The sequence below is a fragment of the Tatumella sp. JGM91 genome (assembly GCF_018257575.1).
Taxonomy (GTDB): Bacteria; Pseudomonadota; Gammaproteobacteria; order Enterobacterales; family Enterobacteriaceae; genus Tatumella; species Tatumella punctata.
Map to the genome: position 1 here is coordinate 32486 of NZ_JAERJP010000010.1, position 23720 is coordinate 56205.

Below are 23720 nucleotides of genomic sequence, written 5' to 3' on the forward strand. Positions count from 1 at the left end.
GGCTGCACCGCGGCCGGGGCCGCAGTGCAAAACCGGTCAGGGAGCCGGATACGTATAACGGCGATGGATGGCTTCCAGCTGCTCCATCAATTCACTGCTCAGGCTGAGGTTAACGCTGTCGATGTTTGCTTTCAGCTGTTGCAGTGTGGTGGCCCCCAGCAGAGTACTGGCGACAAACGGTTGCTGACGAACAAAGGCCAGTGCCATCTGTGAAGGGTCGAGCCGGTGTTGTTTTGCCAGCGCGACATAGGCAGCGACTGCTTCAGCAGACTGCTGCCCCGAATAACGGGTAAAACGGCTGAACAGAGTATTTCTGGCATTGGCCGGTTGTTGCCCGTTGAGGTACTTACCGCTCAGGGTGCCGAAGCCCAGAGCAGAATAGGCCAGCAGCTCCACCCCTTCGTACTGGCTGATTTCGGCCAGTCCCACTTCGAAACTGCGGTTCAGCAGGCTGTACGGGTTCTGGATGGTGACAATCCGCGGTAACTGATGCTTTTCTGCCAGTTGCAGATAGCGCATCACTCCCCAGGGGGTTTCATTCGAAACACCGATATAACGGATCTTTCCGGCGCGGACCTGTTCTGATAACGCGTCCAGGGTTTCCAGCAGGGTAACGGGGATATTTTCTTCCGTGTACTGGTAGCCGAGACGCCCAAAGAAGTTGGCCGGGCGTTGTGGCCAGTGCACCTGATAGAGGTCGAGATAGTCAGTATTCAGCCGTTTCAGGCTGGCATCCAGTGCGGCACGAATATTTTTGCGGTCCACCACCTGGCCTGCGCGGATTTGGGCATCGCTGCCGCGTGCCGGTCCGGCGACCTTACTGGCGAGGATGATTTTGTCGCGGTGACCGGTTTTTTTCAGCCAGCTGCCGATATAGGTCTCGGTCAGCCCCTGAGTTTCAGGGCGGGGAGGGACCGGATACATTTCTGCCGTATCGACCAGGTTAATGCCCTGACTGAGCGCGTAATCTAACTGGGCATGGGCATCGGCTTCACTGTTTTGCTCGCCGAAGGTCATGGTGCCCAGACCCAGTTGACTCACTTCCAGCGAACTATGGGGAATACGATGGTAGAGCATGGCTGGCTTCCTTTTGTCATGATGGGTTAAGGGAAATCTACACCGGCACCGGGGGCAAGTCTACAGCAGGGCGTGTTACGGGAAGTGTCGCCGGGCCGCGCTGAGTGGTGACGGCAGTGTTACCGGCTCGTCAGGTTATTCCGCGGATTAAGTCAGGGAGACGGTATGGATAATGTGCAGCGGCCGGGCGGGTGTTCCGGCCGGACAGCGTCAGCGTTCGATAATGCCGGAGATATCGTCGCCGTTAATCTGAATTTTGTTGCCGGCTTCGTCCGTATACTGTACCAGCCCGGTATCTTTATCGATTTGTGGTTTACCGTCGGTCATTATCATCCGGCCATCTTTGGTGGCCATAACATAATGACTGCTGCAACCGGCTGACAGAACGGTCCCCAGTAATACACCGCACAGTGCGGTGATTTTTATCATTTTCATCTTGTCTCCCGACGTAAATTTATACGTTACCGCTATCAGTAATAAATGATTTCTGTGCAGTAAACAAACCAGACGGGTCTGAAACAGGCAATAAACATCAGGCAGGCAACAAAATTCACGGGCTGAGTAACAAAAGCAGCGTGCCGCGACGGGCGGCACGCTGTTTCGCGGGCGGCTACGATCAGTGGTTTTTTTTGTTGCCGCGCAGCAGGTTGAGTAATTCGACACCCATTGAAAAGAACATCGCAAAGTAGATATAGCCTTTGGGAACATGCACCGAAAAACTTTCCAGCATCAGGGTAAAACCGACCAGGATAAGAAAAGCCAGCGCCAGCATTTTTATGGTCGGATGACGCTCGACAAATTCGCCGATCGCTTTTGCGGCAAACATCATCATAATCACCGCCACGATCACTGCCGCCATCATAATAAACAGATGATCGGACAGCCCGACGGCAGTGATCACCGAGTCGAGGCTGAAAATGATATCCAGCAACATGATTTGCACAATCGCGCCGAAGAATGAATGTACGCGACTGGCTCTGACCTCTTCACCGCCTTCAATCGTTTCATGAATTTCTTTGCCGGACTTCCAGATCAGGAACAGTCCTCCGGCCAGCAGGATCAAGTCACGGGCGGAAAACTCATGACTGAACAGGGTGAACAGGGGGGTAGTCAGGCGTACAACCCAGGCAATTGAGGCCAGCAATGCCAGCCGCATCAGCATGGCGGCCATCAGACCCAGACGGCGGGCTCGGTTTTGCTGGTGTGCAGGCAGTTTTGCCACCACCAGTGAAAGAAAAATAATATTGTCGATACCGAGAACGACTTCCAGAACAATCAGTGTCCCGAGCGCCAGCCAGGCATTAGGGTCCGCAATCCACTCGAACATACTCACATCAATCCTAAACAAAAGCTAAACGAAGAGTATAACCGGGCAGTATTCCCTGACTAAAGTAAAAAATGACGGGCCAGCAGCGGGCCGGTAAAGGTTTTCTTTAAGTAAAAACCCCGTGGCAGGGTCAGTACCGGCTGCCCCTGCGGGCCAATAGCTTCAGTCAGGGCCTTACTGTTGGCGGCTTTGGGACGGATTTGCAGGTACTGACCGTGGCGGGCGGTAATATTCTCTACCCTGCCCAATACGATCATCTCCATCAGTTCTTCCCAGTCTGCGCGCAGTTGCTGTTCTTCTTCCGCCGAAGGACGCCATAACAGCGGGCTGCCGATACGGCGATCTTTCAGCGGAATTGCGCGGTCGCCTTCCACCGGCATCCACAGTACACATGAAAGTTTATGCCGCAAATGGCAGTGTTGCCAGTCAACACCGCTATTACCGGTCAGGGGGGCTACGCAGACAAAGGTGGTTTCCAGCGGCCGGCCAAGACGGTCAACGGGGATTGTTTTCAGTTCAATCCCCAGATGGGAGAAATCCTGCTCTGCTTTACTGCCGGCACTGGCACCGAGGTGGCGTTCGAGTAATGTGCCAATCCAGCCTTTATCGCGGCGCAAGTCGGCAGGCACGGTTATCCCCAGCCTGCCGGCCAGCTCTTCCATCGATTGTCCGGCCAATGCACAGGCCCGTTGCATTAAGATCTGTTCGCTTTCCGGCGCAGACAAAGGTTCAGGAGAATAAGACATTCGGCCTCATGAGTTGGTTAAAAAACACTCGCCGTGGTACAGGCGCGGATCTGCAGAATAAATTATCGGGGATAAAGCTAATAATAGCATGATTAATCATGGTTTTTTAATCCGTTTTCGGTTGTACCCTCTGACCTGTGACCGGTTTATACCCTGTTGTCATCGATAATAAACAGGATTATCCGCCCAGTTATCCACAGAAAAACTGGATAACTGTGTATTAACCTGACTACTGGTTCGATTTACAGCCTTGACTTTGCCACCCTGTGCCATTTTTCAGGCAGTAATGGATAAGTTATCACCATAAAATGTGGATAAAAATGCCGGTGGTTATTTTTTGTTCAGTGAGTTAAGTTATCTTTATAGCTGGCAGCTAATCCGGCTTTTTTTATCGCGCTTATATTAATTATCTATTTGTAATTTAAGTGTTTTATTTCTGTCTTTTTTTATGGGGAATCGGGTTTTACTGGTCTATTATTCATTAAATTCCCGCGTTCTGCACAAAGCTATCCACAGAAAAGGTGCATAAAATTGTCTCCGGCTACCGGCTGCTGTTTATAACTTGGCTAAGAATTGTGAGTTATTCCGGAATTATTCTGATGAAACCCTGACAGCCAATGGTTTACCGTCTGTAAGGAGTATGAAACAATCAGGCTATCTGAAGATAGATTTGAGGTAGTCTGGTGATCGATGATGATGGCTACCGCCCGAATGTTGGGATTGTGATCTGTAACAGGCAGGGACAGGTATTGTGGGCCAGGCGCTTTGGACAGCATTCCTGGCAGTTCCCCCAGGGAGGTATCAACCCCGGGGAAACGCCGGAACAAGCGATGTATCGCGAATTGTTCGAAGAAGTCGGATTGCATCGTAAAGATGTCAGAATTATTGCATCGACCCGCAACTGGCTGCGTTACAGGTTGCCAAAACGTTTGGTGCGTTGGGATACCCGGCCGGTGTGCATCGGCCAGAAACAAAAATGGTTTCTGTTACAGCTGCAATCTCATGATGGTGCCATTAACGTACAGGGAAGCAGTACCCCCGAGTTTGATGGCTGGCGATGGGTGAGTTTTTGGTATCCGGTTCGCCAGGTGGTCTCTTTTAAACGTGATGTTTATCGTCGGGTGATGAAAGAGTTCGCTACCGTAGTGATGTCTGTCACGGAAAATTCACTGCAACGCAGTCAACCCTCCGGCCGAAGAAAAAGAGGATAGGGCATGCCGCTGATGCTCACCCAGTTGCGCGATATTGTGGAAAAGGTTGCCGGTGCTTCCCGACTCAATGAAGCACTGGAAATACTGGTTAATGAGATCTGCCGGATGATGGATACCGAAGTCTGTTCGGTGTATCTGGCTGACCATGAGCGTCAGTGCTACTACCTGATGGCGACACGCGGTTTAAAAAAACCGCGTGGCAGAACCATTACCCTGGCTTTTGACGAAGGCATTGTCGGGCTGGTCGGGCGTCTTGCCGAACCGATTAACCTCGCCGATGTTCAGAGCCACCCCAGTTTTAAATTTATCCCGTCAGTGAAAGAAGAAAATTATCGTTCTTTTCTCGGTGTGCCGGTAATTAACCGCCGTCAGGTGACGGGGGTACTGGTGGTACAGCAGCGGGAACTGCGTTCCTTCGACGAATCGGAAGAGTCTTTCCTGATGACCCTCGCGACTCAGGTCGGCGCATTACTCTCCCAGTCGCAGACCGGACAGTTGTTTGGTTTGTTCCGCCAGAGCCGTATTAAAGCTATCGCCGCCTCGCCCGGGGTAGCCGTCGCCCCCGGCTGGGTTGACCATGTACAGCCGACCCTTGATCAGGTATCGCGCGCATCGACACTCGACAGCGAGCAGGAGCGGGAGCGTCTGTTACTGGCGATCAGTGAAGCCGGTGACGAGTTCCGTCGCTACAGTAAACGTTTTACCAGCAGTGTGCAGAAAGAAAGTGCGGCTATTTTTGACCTCTACTCGCACCTGCTGAGTGACCCGCGCCTGAAGAAAGATCTGCTGGCAGAAATAGATCGTGGTTCAGTCGCCGAATGGGCCGTGAAAACGGTGATTGAACAATACGCGGGTCAGTTTGCCGATTTAAAAGATGCCTATCTGCGGGAACGCAGTGGCGATATCCGTGAACTTGGGCAGCGGCTGCTGTTTCATCTTGACGACAGCCTGCAGGGCACGAATGCCTGGCCGGAACGTTTTGTTCTGGTAGCCGATGAACTGACCGCGACGGCCCTGGCCGAAGTTCCGCCGGAACGTCTGGCCGGTGTGGTGGTACGTGACGGTGCCGCCAACTCCCATGCGGCTATTTTAACCCGTGCCATGGGGATACCGGCGGTGATGGGCGCGGATATCCGCCCCGAACAGCTGCACAAGCAGTTACTGATTGTTGACGGCTACCGTGGTGAGTTGCTGATCGATCCTGAACCTATTCTGATTAAAGAATATCAGCGGCTGATCCGTGAAGAAAATGCCCTGAGTAAAACCGCCGAAGCCGAAGCGGAACACCCGGCAATGCTGAAAAGCGGCGAAGCGGTGGAAATTCTGCTGAATGCCGGGCTGAGTGCCGAGCTGGAACAGGAAATGAACAGTTGGGTGGATGGTGTCGGCCTGTATCGTACCGAAGTGCCGTTTATGCTGCAAAGCGGGTTTCCGTCCGAAGAAGAGCAGGTAGCCCAGTATCAGGGGATGTTACAGCTGTTCAATAATAAGTCTGTCACACTGCGCACCCTGGATATCGGTGCCGATAAGCAACTGCCTTATATGCCGATCAGTGAAGAAAACCCCAGCCTGGGGTGGCGGGGGATCCGCCTGACTCTCGATCAGCCGGAGATTTTTCTGGTACAGGTCCGTGCCATGCTGCGGGCCAATGCCGCCTCAGGCAACCTGAATATTCTGTTACCGATGGTGACCAGCATCGACGAAATCGATGAGGCGCGTAAACTGATCGAACGTGCCGGTCATGAAGTGGAAGAGATGCTGGGGTATGTGATCCCGCGTCCGAAAATCGGCATTATGATTGAAGTGCCCTCGATGATATTCCTTATCCCGCAGGTGGCCCGTAGTGTCGATTTTATCTCGGTCGGCAGTAATGATCTGACCCAGTACCTGCTGGCTGTCGACAGGAATAATACCCGGGTGGCAAACCTTTACGATTCATTACACCCTTCAGTATTACAGGCCTTGTATCATATCAGCGCCGAAGCCCGTCGCCATAACCTGCCGCTCAGCCTGTGTGGTGAGATGGCCGGTGACCCGATGTGTGTGGCACTACTGACAGGTATGGGATTCCGCCATTTAAGTATGAACGGCAAAAATGTCCCGCGGGTGAAATATCTGCTGCGTCATCTGGATTGTGACGAAACAGAACAGCTGACCGCGCAGGTATTACAGGCCAGTACCGCCAGCGAGGTGCGTTATCAGGTGGTGGTGTTTATGGAGCGGCGGGGGCTGGGAGGCTTAATCCGCGGCGGGCGATGAGACTCATTGCTGTTTACATTTGCCGGTCACACGCCGACAGCGGCTGTGCTATGATGCGCAACTCTTTACGGCCAGCGCGGGAGATCTCTCAGTACCGGCTGGCTTTCAGATAGAAAAATAATGGTGAAAGATGACAAACGGCTACCTCGCTTTTCCAAAATTTGACCCGGTGATTTTTTCTGTCGGCCCGGTTGCTCTTCACTGGTACGGTCTGATGTACCTGATCGGATTTATCTTTGCCATGTGGCTGGCAGGACGCAGGGCCAGTAAGCCCGGCAGTGGCTGGACCAAAAACGAAGTCGAAAATTTACTGTATGCCGGTTTTCTCGGGGTATTCCTCGGCGGCCGTATCGGCTATGTGTTGTTTTATAACCTGCCGCTGTTTCTCGCCAACCCCCTGTATTTATTTAAGGTCTGGGATGGCGGTATGTCATTCCACGGCGGACTGATTGGTGTGATCGTGGTTATGCTGGTATTTGCCCGCCGCACCCACCGGACTTTCTTCCAGGTGTCAGACTTTATTGCCCCGCTGATCCCGTTTGGGCTGGGTGCCGGTCGTCTGGGGAACTTTATTAACGGTGAATTATGGGGCCGCGTGGACCCGAATTGTCCGTGGGCGATGCTGTTTCCCGGCTCCCGCAGCGAAGACCTGGCGCTGGTGGCGACCCACCCTCAGTGGCAGTCACTGCTGGATACCTACGGTGTGCTGCCGCGTCATCCGTCACAGATTTATGAGCTGTTACTTGAAGGGGTGCTGTTATTTATCATCCTGAATGTATTTATTCGTAAACCGCGTCCGCGGGGAAGTGTGTCTGGTTTGTTCCTGATTGGTTACGGCGCTTTCCGGATCATTGTTGAGTTTTTCCGCCAGCCGGATGCCCAGCTTGGGTTATTTGGCGGCGTAATCAGTATGGGGCAGATCCTGTCCATACCAATGATTCTGGCCGGTGTTATTATGATGATTTGGGCTTACCGTAGCAGCCCCCTGAAACAACCGGGTGAAGTAAAATGAAACAGTATCTGGATCTGATGCAGAAAGTATTAAACGAAGGTGCATCAAAAGATGACCGTACCGGCACCGGTACCCTGTCGATCTTTGGCCACCAGATGCGCTTTGATCTGCAACAGGGATTTCCGCTGGTGACCACCAAAAAGTGTCATCTGCGTTCAATTGTGCATGAGCTGCTGTGGTTCCTGCAGGGTGATACTAATATTGCCTATCTGAAAGAAAATAAGGTCAGTATCTGGGATGAGTGGGCCGACGAAAACGGTGATTTAGGGCCGGTTTATGGCCAGCAATGGCGCAGCTGGCCGGCGGCCGATGGCCGTCATATTGACCAGATCAGCGAAGTGATCCGTCAGCTGAAACAGGACCCGGATTCACGGCGGATTATTGTTTCTGCGTGGAATGTCGGCGAACTGGATAAAATGGCGCTGGCTCCCTGCCATGCTTTCTTCCAGTTTTATGTTGCCGGGGGGCGCTTAAGCTGTCAGCTGTACCAGCGCTCATGCGATGTTTTCCTCGGTCTGCCCTTTAATATTGCCAGCTATGCTTTACTGGTACATATGGTCGCTCAGCAGTGCGATTTAGAGGTCGGTGATTTTGTCTGGACCGGCGGGGATACCCACCTGTACAACAACCATCTGCAACAGGCGCGCCTGCAACTGACTCGTGAACCGCGTCCGCTGCCGACCCTGAAAATTAAGCGTAAACCGGACTCTGTTTTCGACTATCGTTTCGAAGACTTTGAGATTGAAGGCTACGATCCGCATCCGGCGATTAAAGCCCCGGTCGCTGTCTGAACCGATACGCCTGAGGCTGGCTGAAAAGGCGGCAGAGCATTATTGCTCTGCCGCCTTTTTTATCGCAGCCGATAAACCCTGCAGTGGATCCGGCGTTTCGGCAGAATGTTGTTATCTGCGGTAATTTAATTACGGCGGGTTACGCACTCAGCGGCCTGACTGCTGTTGTTCTGACGGAAGAACCTTCAGTATAGGGGAATGAAAACCTACTGCCCGGCAGGGGACGCTGCCGGATTTACCTTACCGGAACTGGCGCTGGTGCTGCTGATTATTGCAGTGCTGACGGCCGGTGGCGGATATTACCGGCAATGGTCAGGCTATCGTCAGCAATTATCAGACACTGCCAGCCAGTTGCATCTGTTTCTGGCCGGGGTACGGGAGAATGCGAACCGTACTCACCGTGATCTGCCACTGAGGGTACGTCAGACCGCTGATGGCTGGTGTATTGATGCCAGTCCGTCGCCTTCGCCCGGAGACTGCCAGACCCGCGGGCGTTTTGTCTGGCAGGCACCTTACCCGCAGGTCGCGCTGCTGGCCGTGAATGGTCAGCCGGGGTTTTACGGGCGGCGCAGTGTGGCGCGGGCCGGCAGTATTGAGTTTGGTCAGCCGCGACAGGCGTGGCGGATTATTATTTCTGCGCGGGCACGGATCCGCGTCTGTCAGCCAGCACAGGAGGGATGCCAGTGACCGCACCGCAACCTGTACCGCCCTGTTGCCAGCGGGGATTTACCCTCAGTGAAATGCTGCTGGCGATGCTGATCTGCGGGGTGGTTTTACTGGGGGCGGCACAGTTTTTTCCGCGACTGTTTCAGCAAAGCCGTCAGTTACAGCAACAGAATCTGCTGACTCAGGAGCTTCGCCAGCTGATGCTGGTACTGGAGAAAAATCTGCGCCGTGCCGGGTTCTGCCAGCAGAGTCCCTGTGCCGGCCGCGGGGTGACAGTCAGTGACCAGGGACGCTGTCTTATCCTGCGGCTGCAGGAACGGCGCTATCCGGCGGACGGCAGGCCCGGCGGACTGGCCAATGAAAGTTATGGATACCGCTGGCGGGACGGCAGTATCGAAACTCAGCGCGGTGTGCAGCACTGCCGGGAAACGGGCTGGGAACGGCTGACGGACCCGGCCACATTACGGGTGGATGCCCTGCGCTTTGAGTCTCAGCTGCCACGGGTCGGTATTTATCTGCGGATATCGTCGGGCTCGGGAGTGACGGTCAGCCGTCAGCACTGGCTACTGGCAGAAAACCTGTGAACCGGCAGGGTAGCAGTCCGCTGGTGATGGTATTGATTCTGTTACTGAGCGGGACGTTATTACTGCATAGCAGTGCCCGTTTGCTGACCAGGGGGATGGCAGGAGCCGCGGATGAATCACAATATTTGCAGGACTTTTATCAGGCGCAGTCTTCTCTGGCGTGGGGGGAGCGTCAGTCATGGCCGGATAACAATGGCTGGCAGTGCCGCCGGGTACCGGTCGCGGGTGGCTACAGCTGTTTATTATGGCAAACGGCGGATAGCGGGTTGTTACTGGGCCAGTCGCGTAATGCGGAAAAACAGATCTGGCGTATTATCCGCCGTGCGTTCCCTGACCAGCCGCAGATTATGGCGGTTGCCGGTGGCTGGACCGATCTCTGTCCGCTGGCCGATGAGAAGCGCTGTACGGTTTCAGTCGCAGGGGTTCAGCCTGACCGAAAGCCTGATAGCGCTACTGATCCTGTCCCTCGGGGTAGTGATGTTATCCGGTTACCATCAGCAACTGGTGACGGCCTATCGGCTACAGTGGGCGCAGCGCGACGCGGCCTGGGCGGCGACCCGGTTGCTGGCCGGTAAGCCGGTGGCTGGCTGGGAAAATGAACTGAAACAGGAGGTCACCGCCGAAGGCTGCCGCCTGGTAACGGCGCAGGTCAGGGGCCGGTTTAACCGCCATTTCAGGCTGCAGCAGTTGTTTTGCCCGCCTTTCGGTCAGCGTTTACCGGAATAACTGCTGCTAATGCTTGCAACCGCTAAATCAGAAGGTACAGTGACGGTCACCGCCGGCAGCCGTTTCAGGAGACAGTATGTTCAGTGTTTACCATTCCAATCAGCTGGATATTTTAAAGGATCTCACTGCCCATCTCATCAGGATGCAGCCCCTGAGCGATCCTTTTGCCAAAGAAGTTGTGCTGGTGCAAAGCCCCGGCATGGCTCAGTGGCTACAGATGGCGCTGGCTGACGAGTTCAGTATTGCCGCCAATATCGAGTTTCCCCTGCCGGCAACCTTTATCTGGCAGATGTTTATGCAGGTGCTGCCCGGGATTCCCCGGCAAAGTGCCTTTAATAAAAGTGCCATGAGCTGGAAGCTGATGACCTTACTGCCGGAGATGCTGGCGCGGGACGACTTTTTACCCCTGCGCCATTACCTGAATGATGATGACGATAAACGAAAACTGTTCCAGCTCAGCAGCCGGATAGCCGATTTATTTGACCAGTATCTGGTGTACCGTCCTGACTGGCTGAACCAGTGGCAGCAACAGCAGCTGGTAGAGGGATTAGGCGACGCCCAGCAATGGCAGGCTCCCTTATGGCGGGCGCTGGTGGAATATACCGCCGAACTGGGGCAGCCTGAATGGCACCGTGCCAATCTGTATTCACGGTTTATTCAGGCCCTGGAGACCGGTGATACGCCGCCGCCGGGGCTGCCGCCACGGGTATTTATTTGCGGTATTTCGGCCCTGCCCCCGGTATATTTGCAGGCTTTACAGGCCCTGGGACGGCATATTGATATTCATCTGTTGTTTACTAATCCGTGCCGTGACTACTGGGGCGACATCCGTGACCGGACGTTTCTTGCCCGACTACAACACCGCCAGCGTCAGCAGATTAACTCTTCGCAACAACGGCCGGTGTTCCGTGAACCAGAGCAGGCCGCCTCGCTGTTTAATGAGGACGGAGAGCAACAGCTGACCCAGCCGCTGCTTGCTTCCTGGGGAAAGCTGGGACGCGATAACTTATATCTGCTGGCTCAGATGGATGCACTGGATAATGAAATTGATGCCTTTGCCGGGCCGGGGGAAGACAGCCTGCTGCATTGTCTGCAACAGGATATTCTGACCCTTGAGGACCACTCGGTCAGCGGGCTGACCAGCGAACAATATAACCACAGCGGCAGTAAACGCCGGTTATCGCCCGAGGATGATTCGTTTTCGCTGCGTGCCTGTCACAGCCCGCAGCGTGAAGTTGAAGTTTTACAGGATTACCTGCTGGGACTGATGGAGGCCGATCCGCAACTGAAACCGCGGGATATTATCGTGATGGTCGCCGATATTGACAGCTATTCACCTTTTATCCAGTCGGTATTTAACGGGGTTAATCGTCAGCGGCATATTCCGTTTGCCATCTCCGATCGCCGTGCCAGTCAGGCCCATCCGGTGATCCAGGCCTTTTTACAGTTACTGTCGCTGCCCGACAGCCGTTTTACGTCGGAAGATGTTCTGGCCCTGCTGGAAGTGCCGGCGCTGGCTGCCCGTTTTTCGATTAATGAACAGGGGCTGCGAACCCTGCGCCACTGGGTGGATGAATCCGGGGTGCGCTGGGGGCTGGATGACAGCAGCGTCAGTGACCTGTCGTTACCGGTGACGGGCCAGCATACCTGGCAGTTTGGCCTGCAACGTATGTTGCTGGGGTATGCCCTGGAAAGTGAGCAGGGTGACTGGCAGGGGATTCTGCCTTATGACGAGTCGGCCGGACTGATGGCCGAACTGGCCGGGCAGCTGGCCGAACTGCTGAGTTGCCTGGCTTATTGGCGTCAGCGTTTACGCCAGTCTCTGTCTCTGCGGGACTGGCAGCCCTGTTGCCGCGAGATGATTGATACCTTTTTTAGCGGCGACACAGACAGTGAAACCGCACTGGCACTGATTGATGAACAGTGGCGGCAGCTGACAGAGCAGGGGATTGAAGCACAGTATCCGGCTCAGATTCCGGTGACCATATTGCGGGATGAATTACGCGGTCTGCTGGACCAGCAGCGTATCAGCCAGCGTTTTCTGGCGGGGCAGGTGAATTTCTGTACCCTGATGCCGATGCGTTCCATTCCGTTTAAGGTAGTCTGCCTGCTGGGAATGAATGACGGTGTTTATCCCCGGACGCTGACCCCTTCCGGATTTGACCTGATGCAGCAATCGACGCGCCGTGGCGATCGCAGTCGCCGGGATGATGACCGTTACCTGTTTCTTGAAGCGCTGGTATCAGCCCGCGACCGTCTGTATATCAGCTATATCGGCCGCAGTATTCAGGATAACCGTGTGCGTCTGCCATCAGTACTGGTGAGTGAACTTTGTGAATATATCTCTCAGAGCTTTTGCCTGCCCGGCGATGAAGCCCTGAACGTGGATGACAGTGCACAGCAGGTACTTGAGCACCTGCTGCATCAGCACAGCCGTACCCCGTTTGCGGCCGAAAACTTTATGCCACAGGCTGCGCGGCAAAGCTTTGCCAGTGAATGGCTGCCTTCTGCCCGCGGTCAGGGAGAAGCCCTGCCATCCTTTGTTCAGCCGCTGGCGGAGTTTTGTTGCGACGAAATATCCCTGGAGGAGTTACTGCGTTTCTGGCGGCATCCGGTGCGGGCCTGGTTTACCCGGCGGCTGGGGGTGAGTTTTCTGGCGGAGGAAGATGACCTGCCGGATACGGAGCCTTTTGTACTGGATAATCTGCAGCGCTATCAGATCAACAGTCAGCTGCTGAATGCCCTGATTTATCAGCAGGACAGTGAGCAGTTTTTCCAGCGGCAGCGGATGGCGGGTCATCTGCCTTACGGGCCTTTTGGCGCCCTGTTCCGCGAAAAACAGTTAGCCGATATGCAGGAGATTGCCAGTCAGGTGAGCGGACAACTGGCCGATACCCGCAGTATTGAGGTGGATCTGGAATTACAGGTACGGCTGACGGGCTGGCTGACCGGGGTACAGGATGACGGTATTCTGCGCTGGCGGCCGGGAGAGCTTAATCTCAGTGATGGCCTGCTATTATGGATTGAGCACGTGGTTTACTGTGCCCTCGGTTACCAGGGGATCAGCCGCATGTACGGACGTAAAAACAGTGGCTGGCGTTTTCTGCCCCTACCGCCGGAGCAGGCCCTGCAGCAGCTGGAACAGCTGATCGATGGCTTTCTGCAGGGGATGAACCAGCCGTTGTTACTGCTGAACCGTTGCGGTGGCAGCTGGCTGACCAGCAGCCTGAGTGCTGATAAGCAGCAACTGCTGACCGATGAAGAAACCCGGCGCAAGGCATTACAAAAACTGACGGATGCCTGGCAGGGCAGTTTCCAGGTGCCGGGCGAAGGCAGTGATCCTTATTTGCAGCGTCTGTGCCGTGAACCCGGCCCGCAGGTGATTAGCGAAATCTGTGCGGCGGCCGGACAGTGGTATCTGCCGGTGATCCGTGCCCATGTGGCCGAATAACTGCAGCCTGACAGGCCGGACTAAATTAATCATAAGTAAGGGATGATGAATATGCAGCAGGCAGAAGCACTGGACCCGTTAGTTTTACCGTTGCAGGGCCAGAGGCTGATTGAAGCATCTGCCGGGACCGGCAAAACCTACACTATAGGTATTCTCTACCTGCGTTTGTTGCTGGGGCTGGGAGGTGATCATGCATTTCACCGTCCGTTATCGGTGGAAGAAATTCTGGTTGTGACCTTTACCGAGGCGGCGACTGCCGAATTACGTGGCCGTATCCGTAATAATATTCATGGTCTGCGTATTGCCTGTATCCGGGCTGCCGAACCGTCTCCGGCGGAAAGCGGCGGGGCGCTGGCGGAGCAGGATGCCGCCTGGCAGCCATTGCTGGCACAAATTACTGATTTTTCTGGCGCGGCGGCACGGCTGCTGGCGGCAGAGCGGCAGATGGATGAAGCCGCTATATTTACCATCCACGGTTTCTGCCAGCGGATGCTGAATATGAATGCATTTGAATCAGGGATGCTGTTTGAACAGCAACTGGTCGAAAATGAACAGCCTTTGCTCGGGCAGGCGGCCGCAGATTTCTGGCGGCGCTATTGTTACCCGCTGGATGAAGATGTTGCGCGGATCGTACTGGAAACCTTTAGCGGCCCGGAACATTTATTAGCCTCTCTGCTGCCCTGGCTGCAGGGGGAAATGCCGGTGATTAAGTCAGCTCCGGCCGAAGAACAGAGCCTGACCGGGCGGCATGAGCAGAATATTCAGCGGATTAATACACTGAAACAGGCGTGGAGCCAGGCCGCTGACGATCTGCGGGATATTATCGAACAGTCCGGTGTTGATAAGCGCAGTTACAGTAGTAAGCACTTACCTGTATGGCTGGATAAACTGAAACAGTGGGCGGCTACCCCGACCCGCGATTATCAGATCCCTAAAGAGCTGGCGCGTTTCAGTCAGCAGGTACTGGCCGAAAAAACCAAAAAGGGTGAGGTTCCGCAGCATCCGCTGTTTAGCCAGGTCGGGGACTTTCTGCAGCAGCCTGTCACCCTGTATGACTGCCTGGTCAGCCATGCCCTGCGGGAAATCCGTGCCTCCGTGGGATTGCAAAAACGTCAGCATGCCCTGCTGAGTTTCGATGACTTACTGAGTCGTCTGGATTATGCCCTGCAACATGACAGCGGACCGGCACTGGCAGAATCGGTGCGTCAGCGTTATCCGGTGGCGATGATTGATGAATTCCAGGACACAGACCCGCTGCAATACCGGATTTTCAGCACCCTGTATGGCGGTCAGCCACAGCATGCCATGTTACTGATCGGTGACCCGAAACAGGCGATTTATGCATTCCGCGGGGCGGATATTTTTACTTATATCTCTGCCAGAAAAGAAGTCAGTGCTCACTATACCCTGGGGACTAACTGGCGCTCGTCGCCGGGGATGATTACCAGTGTTAATCGCCTGTTTTCGGCAGCCGCACAGCCGTTTATTTTCGACGAAATTCCGTTTCAGCCGGTGGCTGCCAGCCCGAAGAACCATGCCCTGAGCCTGCGGCTGGACGGGGTCAGCCAGCCGGCAATGCGCCTGTGGCTGGCTCCCGGTGAAGGTATGGGGGTAAGTGAGTACCAGCAATTTATGGCCAGCCAGGCGGCAAATGATATTGCCCGCTGGCTGATCGCCGGGCAGCAGGGAACCGCCTGTTTTGTTGACAGCCAGCAACGTGAGATGCCCGTGACCGCTGCCGATATTACCGTACTGGTCCGCAGCCGCCAGGAGGCCGGCCTGATACGCGAGGCCTTACAGGCTAACGGGATTGCGTCGGTGTACCTTTCCAGCCGCGACAGTGTCTATCAGACTGCTGAAGCGCGGGAACTGTTGTGGATTTTACAGGCGGTGCTGGCCCCGGAACAGGAACGTACCCTGCGTACCGCCCTGGCAACCTCGGTGATGGGGCTGGATGCCGCGGCACTGGAACAGATAAGCCAGCACAGTGAAGGCTGGGATGCGATGACCGATCTGTTTGCCGGCTGGCAGCAGCTGTGGCGTCAGTCGGGGGTGCTGCCGATGCTGCGGGATGTGATGATAAAACAGCAACTGGCAGAAAATCTGCTGGCCAGTGAGGGCGGCGAGCGGCGGCTGACGGATATTATGCATCTGGGCGAACTATTGCAGGAAGCGGCAGTACAGCTCGACAGTCCGCACGCGCTGGTGCGTTTTCTCAGCCGTCAGATACTGCACCCGGACATTAATGGCAGCAGTCAGCAGTTACGCCTCGAAAGTGACCGTCATCTGGTACAGATAGTCACGATCCATAAATCGAAAGGGCTGGAGTATCCGTTAGTCTGGCTGCCGTTTGCCGCCAGCTGGCGGCCTGCAGATGCGGCCCTGTATCATGACCGGGACAGTTTAGCCGCGGTTCTGGATTTACAGCAGGAACCACAGAGTATGCAACTGGCCGAACAGGAACGACTGGCCGAAGATTTACGTCTGTTGTATGTGGCACTGACCCGGTCAGTCTGGCATTGCAGCATCGGGGTGGCCCCGTTATTCCGTGGTAACCGCAAACCACAGGGTGAAACCGACCTGCACCACAGTGCGATTGGTTATTTATTGCAACAGGGGCAGCCTGCCAGTGCCACTGAATTATCGGCGCGGTTAACACAACTGGCCGATGACAATATTGCCATTAGCGTGGCGGATAACCCGCCGGCCGCCCGCTGGCAGGACAATGTTGCGGCAGATCCGCAACTGGCCAGCCGTCGCCTGACCCGTTCACTGAATGATTTCTGGCGGGTGACCAGTTATTCCGGCCTGCAGCGTCACGGCAGTGCACGTTTACTGGATGTTATGCCGGGATTTGATATTGATGCGGCCGGAGAGCAACAGACAGAGCAACCGCCGCAGCTGACGGCCCACCATTTTCCCCGTGGCGCGGGGCCGGGAACCTTTTTACACAGCCTGTTTGAACAGCTGGATTTCAGCCAGCCGGTCCCTGAGCCCTGGCTGGCTGAACAGGTCGCTGCCCATGGCTATCCGCCCCACTGGGTGCCGGTATTGCAGCAGTGGCTGGAGACTTTGCTGACCACGCCGTTACTGGATGAAGGCCTGTCCCTGTCGGCGCTGCCGGCGGGTGACCGGCTGGCGGAGATGGAGTTTTATCTGCCGATTAAGGGGCTGTTACAGCCGCAGGCGCTGGATGCCCTGATGCGGCGCTATGATCCTCTGTCACAACAGGCGGCTCCGGTGGATTTTTATCAGGTACAGGGGATGCTGAAAGGTTTTATTGACCTGGTGTTCCGCTGGCAGGGTAAATATTATTTGCTGGACTATAAATCTAACTGGCTGGGGGCTGACAGCAGTGCCTATACACCTCAGGCGATGCAACAGGCGATGACTGACCACCGTTATGATCTGCAGTATCAGCTCTATAGCCTGGCGCTGCACCGTTATCTGGCCCACCGTATCCCTGACTATGACTACCGGCAGCATTTCGGCGGGGTGTTCTATCTTTTCCTGCGCGGGATGGGCGGTGAACAGCCGGAGAACGGCGTGTTTTTTACCCGCCCGGCGGAAGCGTTTATACAACAGCTGGACAGTCTGTTTGCCGGACAGGAAGGAGTCAGCGATGACTGAATTTGAACAGTTACTGAAACAGGCGCAGGAAGCGCAGATGTTCCGTCCGCTGGATGTGCGTTTTGCACAGCTGACGGAGAACAGCGGTTCTGCGCCGCGCCTGCTGGCCGCCGCCTGCCTCAGTGCCAGTACCGGCGAAGGGCATGTCTGTCTGCCGTTAGCCTTGCTGCATCCGGAGGCGTTATACAGCGGGCGTCAGCTGACGCTGGCGCAGGCCCTGTGGCAGGCAGCCGGTGCGCCGCAGACGGTCAGCCAATGGCAGCAGCTGCTCAGCGAGTGGCAGGCGGTCAGTGAGGGCTCACTGGCGACGCCGCTGGTGTTATCCGGTCAGCGGCTGTATCTGCACCGCATGTGGCACTATGAGCGACAGGTGGCCGGATTTTTCTCGGCTGATTTTCGTGCCGATCCTCCGGACAGCCGGCAAATACGGCAGGTGCTGGATCAGCTGTTTGGTGAAGCCGGCGATAACTGGCAAAAAGTGGCGGCTGCGGTAGCCCTGACCAGGCAGCATGCCGTGATTTCCGGCGGGCCGGGAACCGGCAAAACGACCACCGTGGCACGACTGCTGGCGGCCTTATTACTGCTTGAACCGCGGCGCTTACGTATCCGTATGGCGGCCCCGACCGGTAAAGCCGCGGCCAGGCTGACTGAGTCACTGGGCAAGGCCCTGCAGGCTTTGCCGGTGGATGATACCCTGAAAGCACGTTTTCCTGATGAGGCGACCACCCTGCACCGGCTGCTGGGGGCACGGCCGGGGACCCGCCGGTTACGTTACCATGCGGGTAACCCGCTGCACCTGGATGTACTGGTGGTGGATGAAGCGTCTATGGTTGATTTATCGATGATGGCATCGCTGATCAGCGCCTTACCGGCCACTGCGCGGGTGATTTTTCTCGGTGACCGCGATCAGCTGGCCTCGGTGGAAGCCGGGGCGGTACTGGGAGATATCTGTCGTTGTGCAGAGTATGGTTACAGCCCGCAACGGGCCAGAGAACTGGCACAACTGACGGGGGCGCAGCTCACCGGGCAGGAGATACCGGATGCGCCACGGGTCCGTGATAGTCTGTGTCTGTTACAACAGAGCTACCGGTTTGCTGCCGGATCAGGGATTGGGCAACTGGCTGCAGCGGTGAATCAGGGCGATACCGCCCGGTTTAACCGGGTGCGGCAGGAGGGCTACCAGGATATCGCATTACAGCCTCTGGAGTGTGCTGAACACTGGGTAACTATGCTCAACGATATCAGTGATGGCTACGGGCCGGTACTGGAAATGATCCGGCGTCAGGCACCGGCCGCAGAGGTATTGCAGGCGTTCAGCCGTTATCAGCTGTTATGTGCATTACGTGAAGGGCCTTTTGGGGTCAGCGGCCTCAACCAGCGCATTGAACAACGGCTCCGTCAGCAGCAGCGGCTGGCAACCAGTGCAGGAAACAGCCACTGGTACAGGGGACGGCCGGTAATGATCACCCGTAATGACAGTGCGCTGGGGTTATTTAACGGTGACATTGGTATTACGATGGCCGATAACAGCGGTCAGCTGAAAGTCCACTTTATGCTGCCTGATGGTAACGTCAAAGCGGTGCAACCCAGTCGTTTACCTCCCCATGATACGGCATGGGCGATGACCGTCCATAAATCTCAGGGGTCCGAGTTTGACCATACGGCACTGGTACTGCCGCCACAGTTCAGCCCGGTACTGACCCGTGAGCTGGTATATACGGCCATTACCCGCGCCCGCAGGCAACTGACCATTTACAGTGATGAACGGCTGTTTCTCCGGGCGATACAATCACGGACGCAGCGGCGCAGCGGGCTGACCGATCAGCTTTCTCGCGACCCGGCAGCATAATATCTCCCCCTGCCCGCAGGCGGGGGAGTTAAGGTATCAGGTCAGGCTCAGCATCAGTACTTTGGAGCGGCGCTGATAGTTGTACATTTTCTTTTTTGTTTCAGGTAAAGAGTCGATATCGACCGGCACAAAACCCCGCTCCTGGAACCAGTGGATGCTGCGGGTGGTCAGGACAAAAATTTTCCGGAGCCCCGCCATTCTTGCCTGCAGGCAGATGTGCTGTAACAGCAGGTCGCCGCGCGAAGAACTGCGGTATTCCGGATGCACCGCCACACAGGCCATTTCACCAATCATTTCATCGGCGAAAGGATAGAGTGCCGCACAGGCGATGGTCAGATTATCGCGTACCACGACGGTGAATTTATTAATCTCCATTTCCAGTTGTTCCCGTGAGCGGCGCACGAGGATCCCTTGCTGCTCAAGCGGCTGGATCAGATCCAGGATGCCACCGATATCATCGATCGTCGCTTTACGGATCTGTTCAGCAGATTCCATAACAACCTGAGTCCCAATCCCGTCGCGTGAGAACAGCTCCTGTAACAGGGCACCGTCTTCCTGATAGCTGATCAGATGACTGCGGCGAATACCACTGCGACAGGCCTGTACAGCTCCCCGTAAAAAACGCACGGTACCGGACAGATAGTTGCCCTGTTGTTCAAAAGCATCAATCCGTTGCTGTGCCTGATTCGGGAACATTTCAGAGACAATGTTACCTGCCTCGTCGGCGACCCCCTGTCCGGAGCAGAAACCGATCATTTTTTCGGCTTTCAGCTTTATCGCCACCTGAGTGGCAATTTCTTCTGATGGCAGGTTAAAACTTTCTCCGGTGACCGACACGGCGACCGGGCCGATTAACACAATGGCATCGTTATCCAGCTGACGGTGAATCGCCTGATGATCAATGCGGCGGATACGTCCTGAATGGCAGTAGTCGACCCCGTCATCGACGCCCAGCGGCTGAGCAATCACAAAATTGCCGCTGACAACATTAATATGGGCGCCCTGCAAAGGCGTATTACCTAGACTCATGGAAAGGCGGGCAGTGATTTCCAGTTGCAGCCGGCCAGCGGCCTGTTTTACCAGTTCCAGGGAGGCAGCATCGGTGACACGGGTGTGTTTGTGATACCGGGGGGCTATCTGATGGTCGGCCAGGTTGGCATCAATTTGCGGACGTGCGCCGTAGACCAGCACCAGGCGAATACCCAGGCTATGCAGTAAGCCGATATCGTTCACAATACCGGAAAAGTTGTCATGCTCGATGGCTTCACCACCCAGCATAATGACAAAGGTCTTGCCACGATGGGCATTAATATACGGGACCGTATGACGAAACCCCTGCACTAATTCGGTACTACGTTCCTTCACGGCACACTCCGGAGTGAATTGTTATTCGGTTTTTATGTATTTTTATTCTTTTCCGGAGGGATTTGCAAGGGCTGAAACTGACGTTTTTTTACCAATTTAATCGTGCCAAACCAGGTAATAAACTTCATTATCATGGAGTTCCGTAAATATTGTACCGGCCGTTAAGCAAAATTGTTTTCTTTCACCAGCCACTGTTTGTTCTCTTTTTAACCCTATGGACAGGATGTCTATGTCAGCAGAATATCCGTTTTTCAGCCGTCGCCGGTTATTACAGGCCACTGCCGTATCAGCCTTACTGGCAGTTACCCGTACCCGCGGTGCGGCAGGGCCGGTGATGATTGCGGTGCGTATCTGGCCGTCATCAGCCTATACACGGGTTACCCTTGAATCGAGCGGGCCATTACGTTATCGCCAGTTCAGGCTGAATGATCCTGAACGTCTGGTGGTGGATATTGAAGATGTGCAACTGAACCAGGTGGTGAAACAGGCGGCCGGCAGCGTCAGCAGTACCGACCCGTATCTGCGTGAAGTGAGGGCCGGACAGTTTACGGCCACGACACTACGCATTGTGCTGGTGCTGAAGCAGCAGGTCACGCCGAAAATATTTGCCCTTACCCCGGTTGCTGATTTTAAGCACCGGCTGGTGGTCGATCTTTATTCCGGCCTCAATACCGACGGTGACCCGCTGACCGCCTTTCTTGCCCGTTATTCCGCCGGCGAAGCCGTGACGCCGCCAGCGCCGGGTAAAGCTGGCCGCGATCGTCCGCTGATCGTGATGATCGATCCCGGCCATGGCGGGGAGGATCCGGGCGCGCGTGGCAAAGCGGGCACCCGTGAGAAAGATATTGTACTGAGTATCAGCCGCCGTCTGAAAAAACTGATAGATAAACAGCCACTGATGACCGCCTTTATGACCCGCAGTGATGATGTTTTTATTCCGCTGCAGGTCCGTGTGGCCAAAGCTCAGCGCCTGAAAGCCGATATGTTGATATCCATTCATGCTGATTCTTTTACCCGTCCTGCCGCCAACGGCGCTTCCGTATTTGCCTTATCAACCCGCGGGGCCACTTCGGCCGCTGCCCGCTTTCTGGCGGACAGTCAGAATGCCTCGGACAGTATTGGCGGGGTTAATCTCAGTGGTGATCTTTACCTGGATCGTACCCTGTTCGATATGCTGCAACGCCGGACCATCAGCGACAGCCTTAAACTGGGGCAGCATATGCTGCGGCATATGGGGAAAATAACCCGTCTGCATAAACAACAGGTCGATCAGGCCGGGTTTGCCGTATTAAAAGCACCGGATATTCCGTCTGTACTGGTAGAAACGGCATTTATCAGCCATCCGCAGGAAGAGAAAAAACTGCGCACAGCAGGTTATCAGCAGCAGGTGGCAGAGGCGATTGTCGGGGGAATTAAAGATTATCTGGCAGAGAGGCGGAACGTTTAAGGCATTTTCCTCTGCCAGTGGCAGAGGAAAATATGAAGGGCACAATCAGACGGCGGATTTCACCTTATCTCCGGCATCCCGTCCGGCGAGGAATCCGTAAAAGATATAGCCCAGCAGGGTGATAATAGTGCCGCCGAAAACGGCTTCCACACCGCAGGAATACACACCGTAGATACTGTACAGCACGGCGAAAGTACTGACGATGGAGGCAACCCGGTACTGAGATTTCGTCACATGGTTTTTCTGCATCATTACCTGCAAACCGGTCATGGATAATACGTAAGGCACCATATTAATAAATACCGCCAGGTTTAACAGCATGTTGAACTGTTTCAGCAGGTTAGGCGAAATAGTCATGGAAGCCAGTAACAACTCCAGTACCAGCATAATCAGCATACCGGCAACAGGCGCATCGCTTTTGCTGACTTTAGCGAATACCTGCGGGAATAATTTATCATCGGCCGCAGATTTCGATACCTGCGCATTGGTGAACTGCCAGCCCAGCAGGGAACCGATACAGGCAATAACCGCCAGTGCGGTAATAATCTGACCTACCAGCGGGGTAAACATCATTGAGAATACCAGCCCGAAAGGAGCATCGGAGGTTACCAGTTGTGCATTCGGGACAATCCCCTGAATAACTGTGGTGGAGGCGATATAAACAATAGCGGCAAACCCGGTACCAAACAGACATGCCAGCGGGACATTACGTTCCGGATTTTCTACCGCATCAGAGTTAGCCCCTGCCGATTCAACACCGAGGAAAGCCCACAGAGTCAGTGAGATACCTGAAGAGATAGCACCACCGGTAGACATGTAATGAGGGTTCCAGGCCGCACTGAAGATAGCCGGATCGAACCAGAACCAGCCGAGTACAGACAGCCCGGCAACCGGAATAATGATACCCCAGATAGTAATGTTCGAGATTTTACCGGTGATTTTAGGCCCTTTAAAGTTAGCAACCATAGTGACGACCAGGATGGCGACAACTGTCAGGAAGGTATGCACCGGTGAACTTTTGATCCAGGGGGCAAACGGAGCCATATAACCCGCAGCGGAGACAGCAATAGCCACACAACTGATAACCAGACAAATATAGTAGGTATAAGAGGCAATAAAGAAGGCCGATTTTCCGTGGGCTTCTGCGGCATAAGCGGACATCCCGCCTGAGCGGCGGCACAGTGCACCACATTTGGCGAAGGTATAGGCGATACACATCGCACCGACGACAGTAACTGCCCACGATAAAATGGAAATTGCACCCGTTTCCGCAAGGCTGGCGGGCAGCATGATAATGCCTGAGCCCATCATATTTACGGCCACGAGAACGGTCAGGTCAACGACCCCCATTTTCCTGGAATTTGAAGCCATAACATTCTCCTGGTTTAATGTAATCCGGCAGATTTATTATCAATATTTAAATTCATTTATTGTGAATTTAAATATTTATGGTTGTTTTATTAATTAGCTTTTTGCTGGCTATAAAGTAAAGGTAATTACCGGAAATTAAAATTGATCAATATCAAGAAATAATCCTAAAAAATTATTTTTATATAAATATTCAGATATCATCTTTTGA

18 protein-coding genes are annotated in these 23720 nt (G+C 54.7%); 12 read left to right on the forward strand and 6 right to left on the reverse strand.

Annotated features, from left to right (window positions below):
* Positions 1 to 36: 36 nt before the first annotated feature.
* The 4 genes from JK198_RS08340 to mutH form a co-directional block, all read right to left on the reverse strand.
* Positions 37 to 1077 (reverse strand): NADP(H)-dependent aldo-keto reductase, encoded by a 1041-nt coding sequence (locus tag JK198_RS08340; protein ID WP_212710397.1) that lies wholly within the window; start codon positions 1075 to 1077, stop codon positions 37 to 39.
* Positions 1078 to 1287: 210 nt separating this feature from the next.
* The gene (locus JK198_RS08345; RefSeq protein WP_249213036.1) at positions 1288 to 1506 is read right to left on the reverse strand and encodes a YgdI/YgdR family lipoprotein; all 219 of its coding nucleotides are present in this window, start codon (positions 1504 to 1506) and stop codon (positions 1288 to 1290) included.
* Between the two features lie 187 nt (positions 1507 to 1693).
* Positions 1694 to 2404, reverse strand: coding sequence for a TerC family protein (locus JK198_RS08350; RefSeq protein WP_212707775.1), 711 nt, complete (start codon positions 2402 to 2404; stop codon positions 1694 to 1696).
* Between the two features lie 59 nt (positions 2405 to 2463).
* Positions 2464 to 3150, reverse strand: a complete 687-nt coding sequence (gene mutH / locus JK198_RS08355; protein ID WP_212707729.1) for a DNA mismatch repair endonuclease MutH — start codon at positions 3148 to 3150, stop codon at positions 2464 to 2466.
* A gap of 683 nt (positions 3151 to 3833) precedes the next feature.
* Here mutH and rppH point away from each other — a divergent pair.
* The 11 genes from rppH to recD all read left to right on the forward strand — a co-directional run bounded on the left by rppH (position 3834) and on the right by recD (position 19329).
* Positions 3834 to 4361 (forward strand): RNA pyrophosphohydrolase, encoded by a 528-nt coding sequence (gene rppH / locus JK198_RS08360; RefSeq protein WP_212707730.1) that lies wholly within the window; start codon positions 3834 to 3836, stop codon positions 4359 to 4361.
* Positions 4362 to 4373: 12 nt separating this feature from the next.
* Complete coding sequence (gene ptsP, locus JK198_RS08365) at positions 4374 to 6620, forward strand: phosphoenolpyruvate--protein phosphotransferase (protein WP_212707776.1); 2247 nt, start codon at positions 4374 to 4376, stop codon at positions 6618 to 6620.
* A 130-nt stretch (positions 6621 to 6750) separates the two neighbouring features.
* The gene (gene lgt, locus JK198_RS08370) at positions 6751 to 7632 is read left to right on the forward strand and encodes a prolipoprotein diacylglyceryl transferase (RefSeq protein ID WP_212707731.1); all 882 of its coding nucleotides are present in this window, start codon (positions 6751 to 6753) and stop codon (positions 7630 to 7632) included.
* On the forward strand, positions 7629 to 8423 hold the full coding sequence (gene thyA, locus JK198_RS08375) for a thymidylate synthase (protein ID WP_212707732.1): 795 nt from the start codon (positions 7629 to 7631) through the stop codon (positions 8421 to 8423). The genes lgt and thyA overlap by 4 nt, the downstream gene beginning before the upstream one ends.
* A gap of 198 nt (positions 8424 to 8621) precedes the next feature.
* Positions 8622 to 9110, forward strand: coding sequence for a prepilin-type N-terminal cleavage/methylation domain-containing protein (locus JK198_RS08380; RefSeq protein ID WP_212710396.1), 489 nt, complete (start codon positions 8622 to 8624; stop codon positions 9108 to 9110).
* On the forward strand, positions 9101 to 9673 hold the full coding sequence (locus JK198_RS08385; protein ID WP_212710395.1) for a prepilin peptidase-dependent protein: 573 nt from the start codon (positions 9101 to 9103) through the stop codon (positions 9671 to 9673). The genes JK198_RS08380 and JK198_RS08385 overlap by 10 nt, the downstream gene beginning before the upstream one ends.
* Entirely contained in the window at positions 9670 to 10248 is a 579-nt protein-coding gene (locus tag JK198_RS16810; protein WP_212710394.1) for a DUF2509 family protein, read from the forward strand. The genes JK198_RS08385 and JK198_RS16810 overlap by 4 nt, the downstream gene beginning before the upstream one ends.
* Complete coding sequence (locus JK198_RS08390) at positions 10151 to 10399, forward strand: prepilin-type N-terminal cleavage/methylation domain-containing protein (RefSeq protein WP_249213027.1); 249 nt, start codon at positions 10151 to 10153, stop codon at positions 10397 to 10399. The genes JK198_RS16810 and JK198_RS08390 overlap by 98 nt, the downstream gene beginning before the upstream one ends.
* A gap of 76 nt (positions 10400 to 10475) precedes the next feature.
* Positions 10476 to 13850, forward strand: coding sequence for an exodeoxyribonuclease V subunit gamma (recC, locus tag JK198_RS08395; RefSeq protein ID WP_212710393.1), 3375 nt, complete (start codon positions 10476 to 10478; stop codon positions 13848 to 13850).
* 45 nt (positions 13851 to 13895) lie between these two features.
* Complete coding sequence (gene recB, locus JK198_RS08400; protein WP_212710408.1) at positions 13896 to 17480, forward strand: exodeoxyribonuclease V subunit beta; 3585 nt, start codon at positions 13896 to 13898, stop codon at positions 17478 to 17480.
* Complete coding sequence (gene recD / locus JK198_RS08405) at positions 17473 to 19329, forward strand: exodeoxyribonuclease V subunit alpha (protein ID WP_212710392.1); 1857 nt, start codon at positions 17473 to 17475, stop codon at positions 19327 to 19329. Before recB ends, recD begins: the two co-directional genes overlap by 8 nt.
* Positions 19330 to 19365: 36 nt before the next feature.
* On the opposite strand, the gene argA is transcribed toward recD, so the two are convergent.
* Positions 19366 to 20694: an amino-acid N-acetyltransferase gene (gene argA, locus JK198_RS08410; RefSeq protein ID WP_212707738.1), complete on the reverse strand. Its 1329-nt coding sequence runs from the start codon at positions 20692 to 20694 to the stop codon at positions 19366 to 19368.
* A gap of 229 nt (positions 20695 to 20923) precedes the next feature.
* Between argA and JK198_RS08415 the strand changes: the two genes are divergently transcribed.
* Complete coding sequence (locus JK198_RS08415) at positions 20924 to 22141, forward strand: N-acetylmuramoyl-L-alanine amidase (protein ID WP_212710391.1); 1218 nt, start codon at positions 20924 to 20926, stop codon at positions 22139 to 22141.
* 45 nt (positions 22142 to 22186) lie between these two features.
* Here the strand turns inward: JK198_RS08415 and potE are convergent, their stop codons facing one another.
* Positions 22187 to 23512, reverse strand: coding sequence for a putrescine-ornithine antiporter (gene potE / locus JK198_RS08420; RefSeq protein ID WP_212710390.1), 1326 nt, complete (start codon positions 23510 to 23512; stop codon positions 22187 to 22189).
* Between the last annotated feature and the right edge of the window lie 208 nt (positions 23513 to 23720).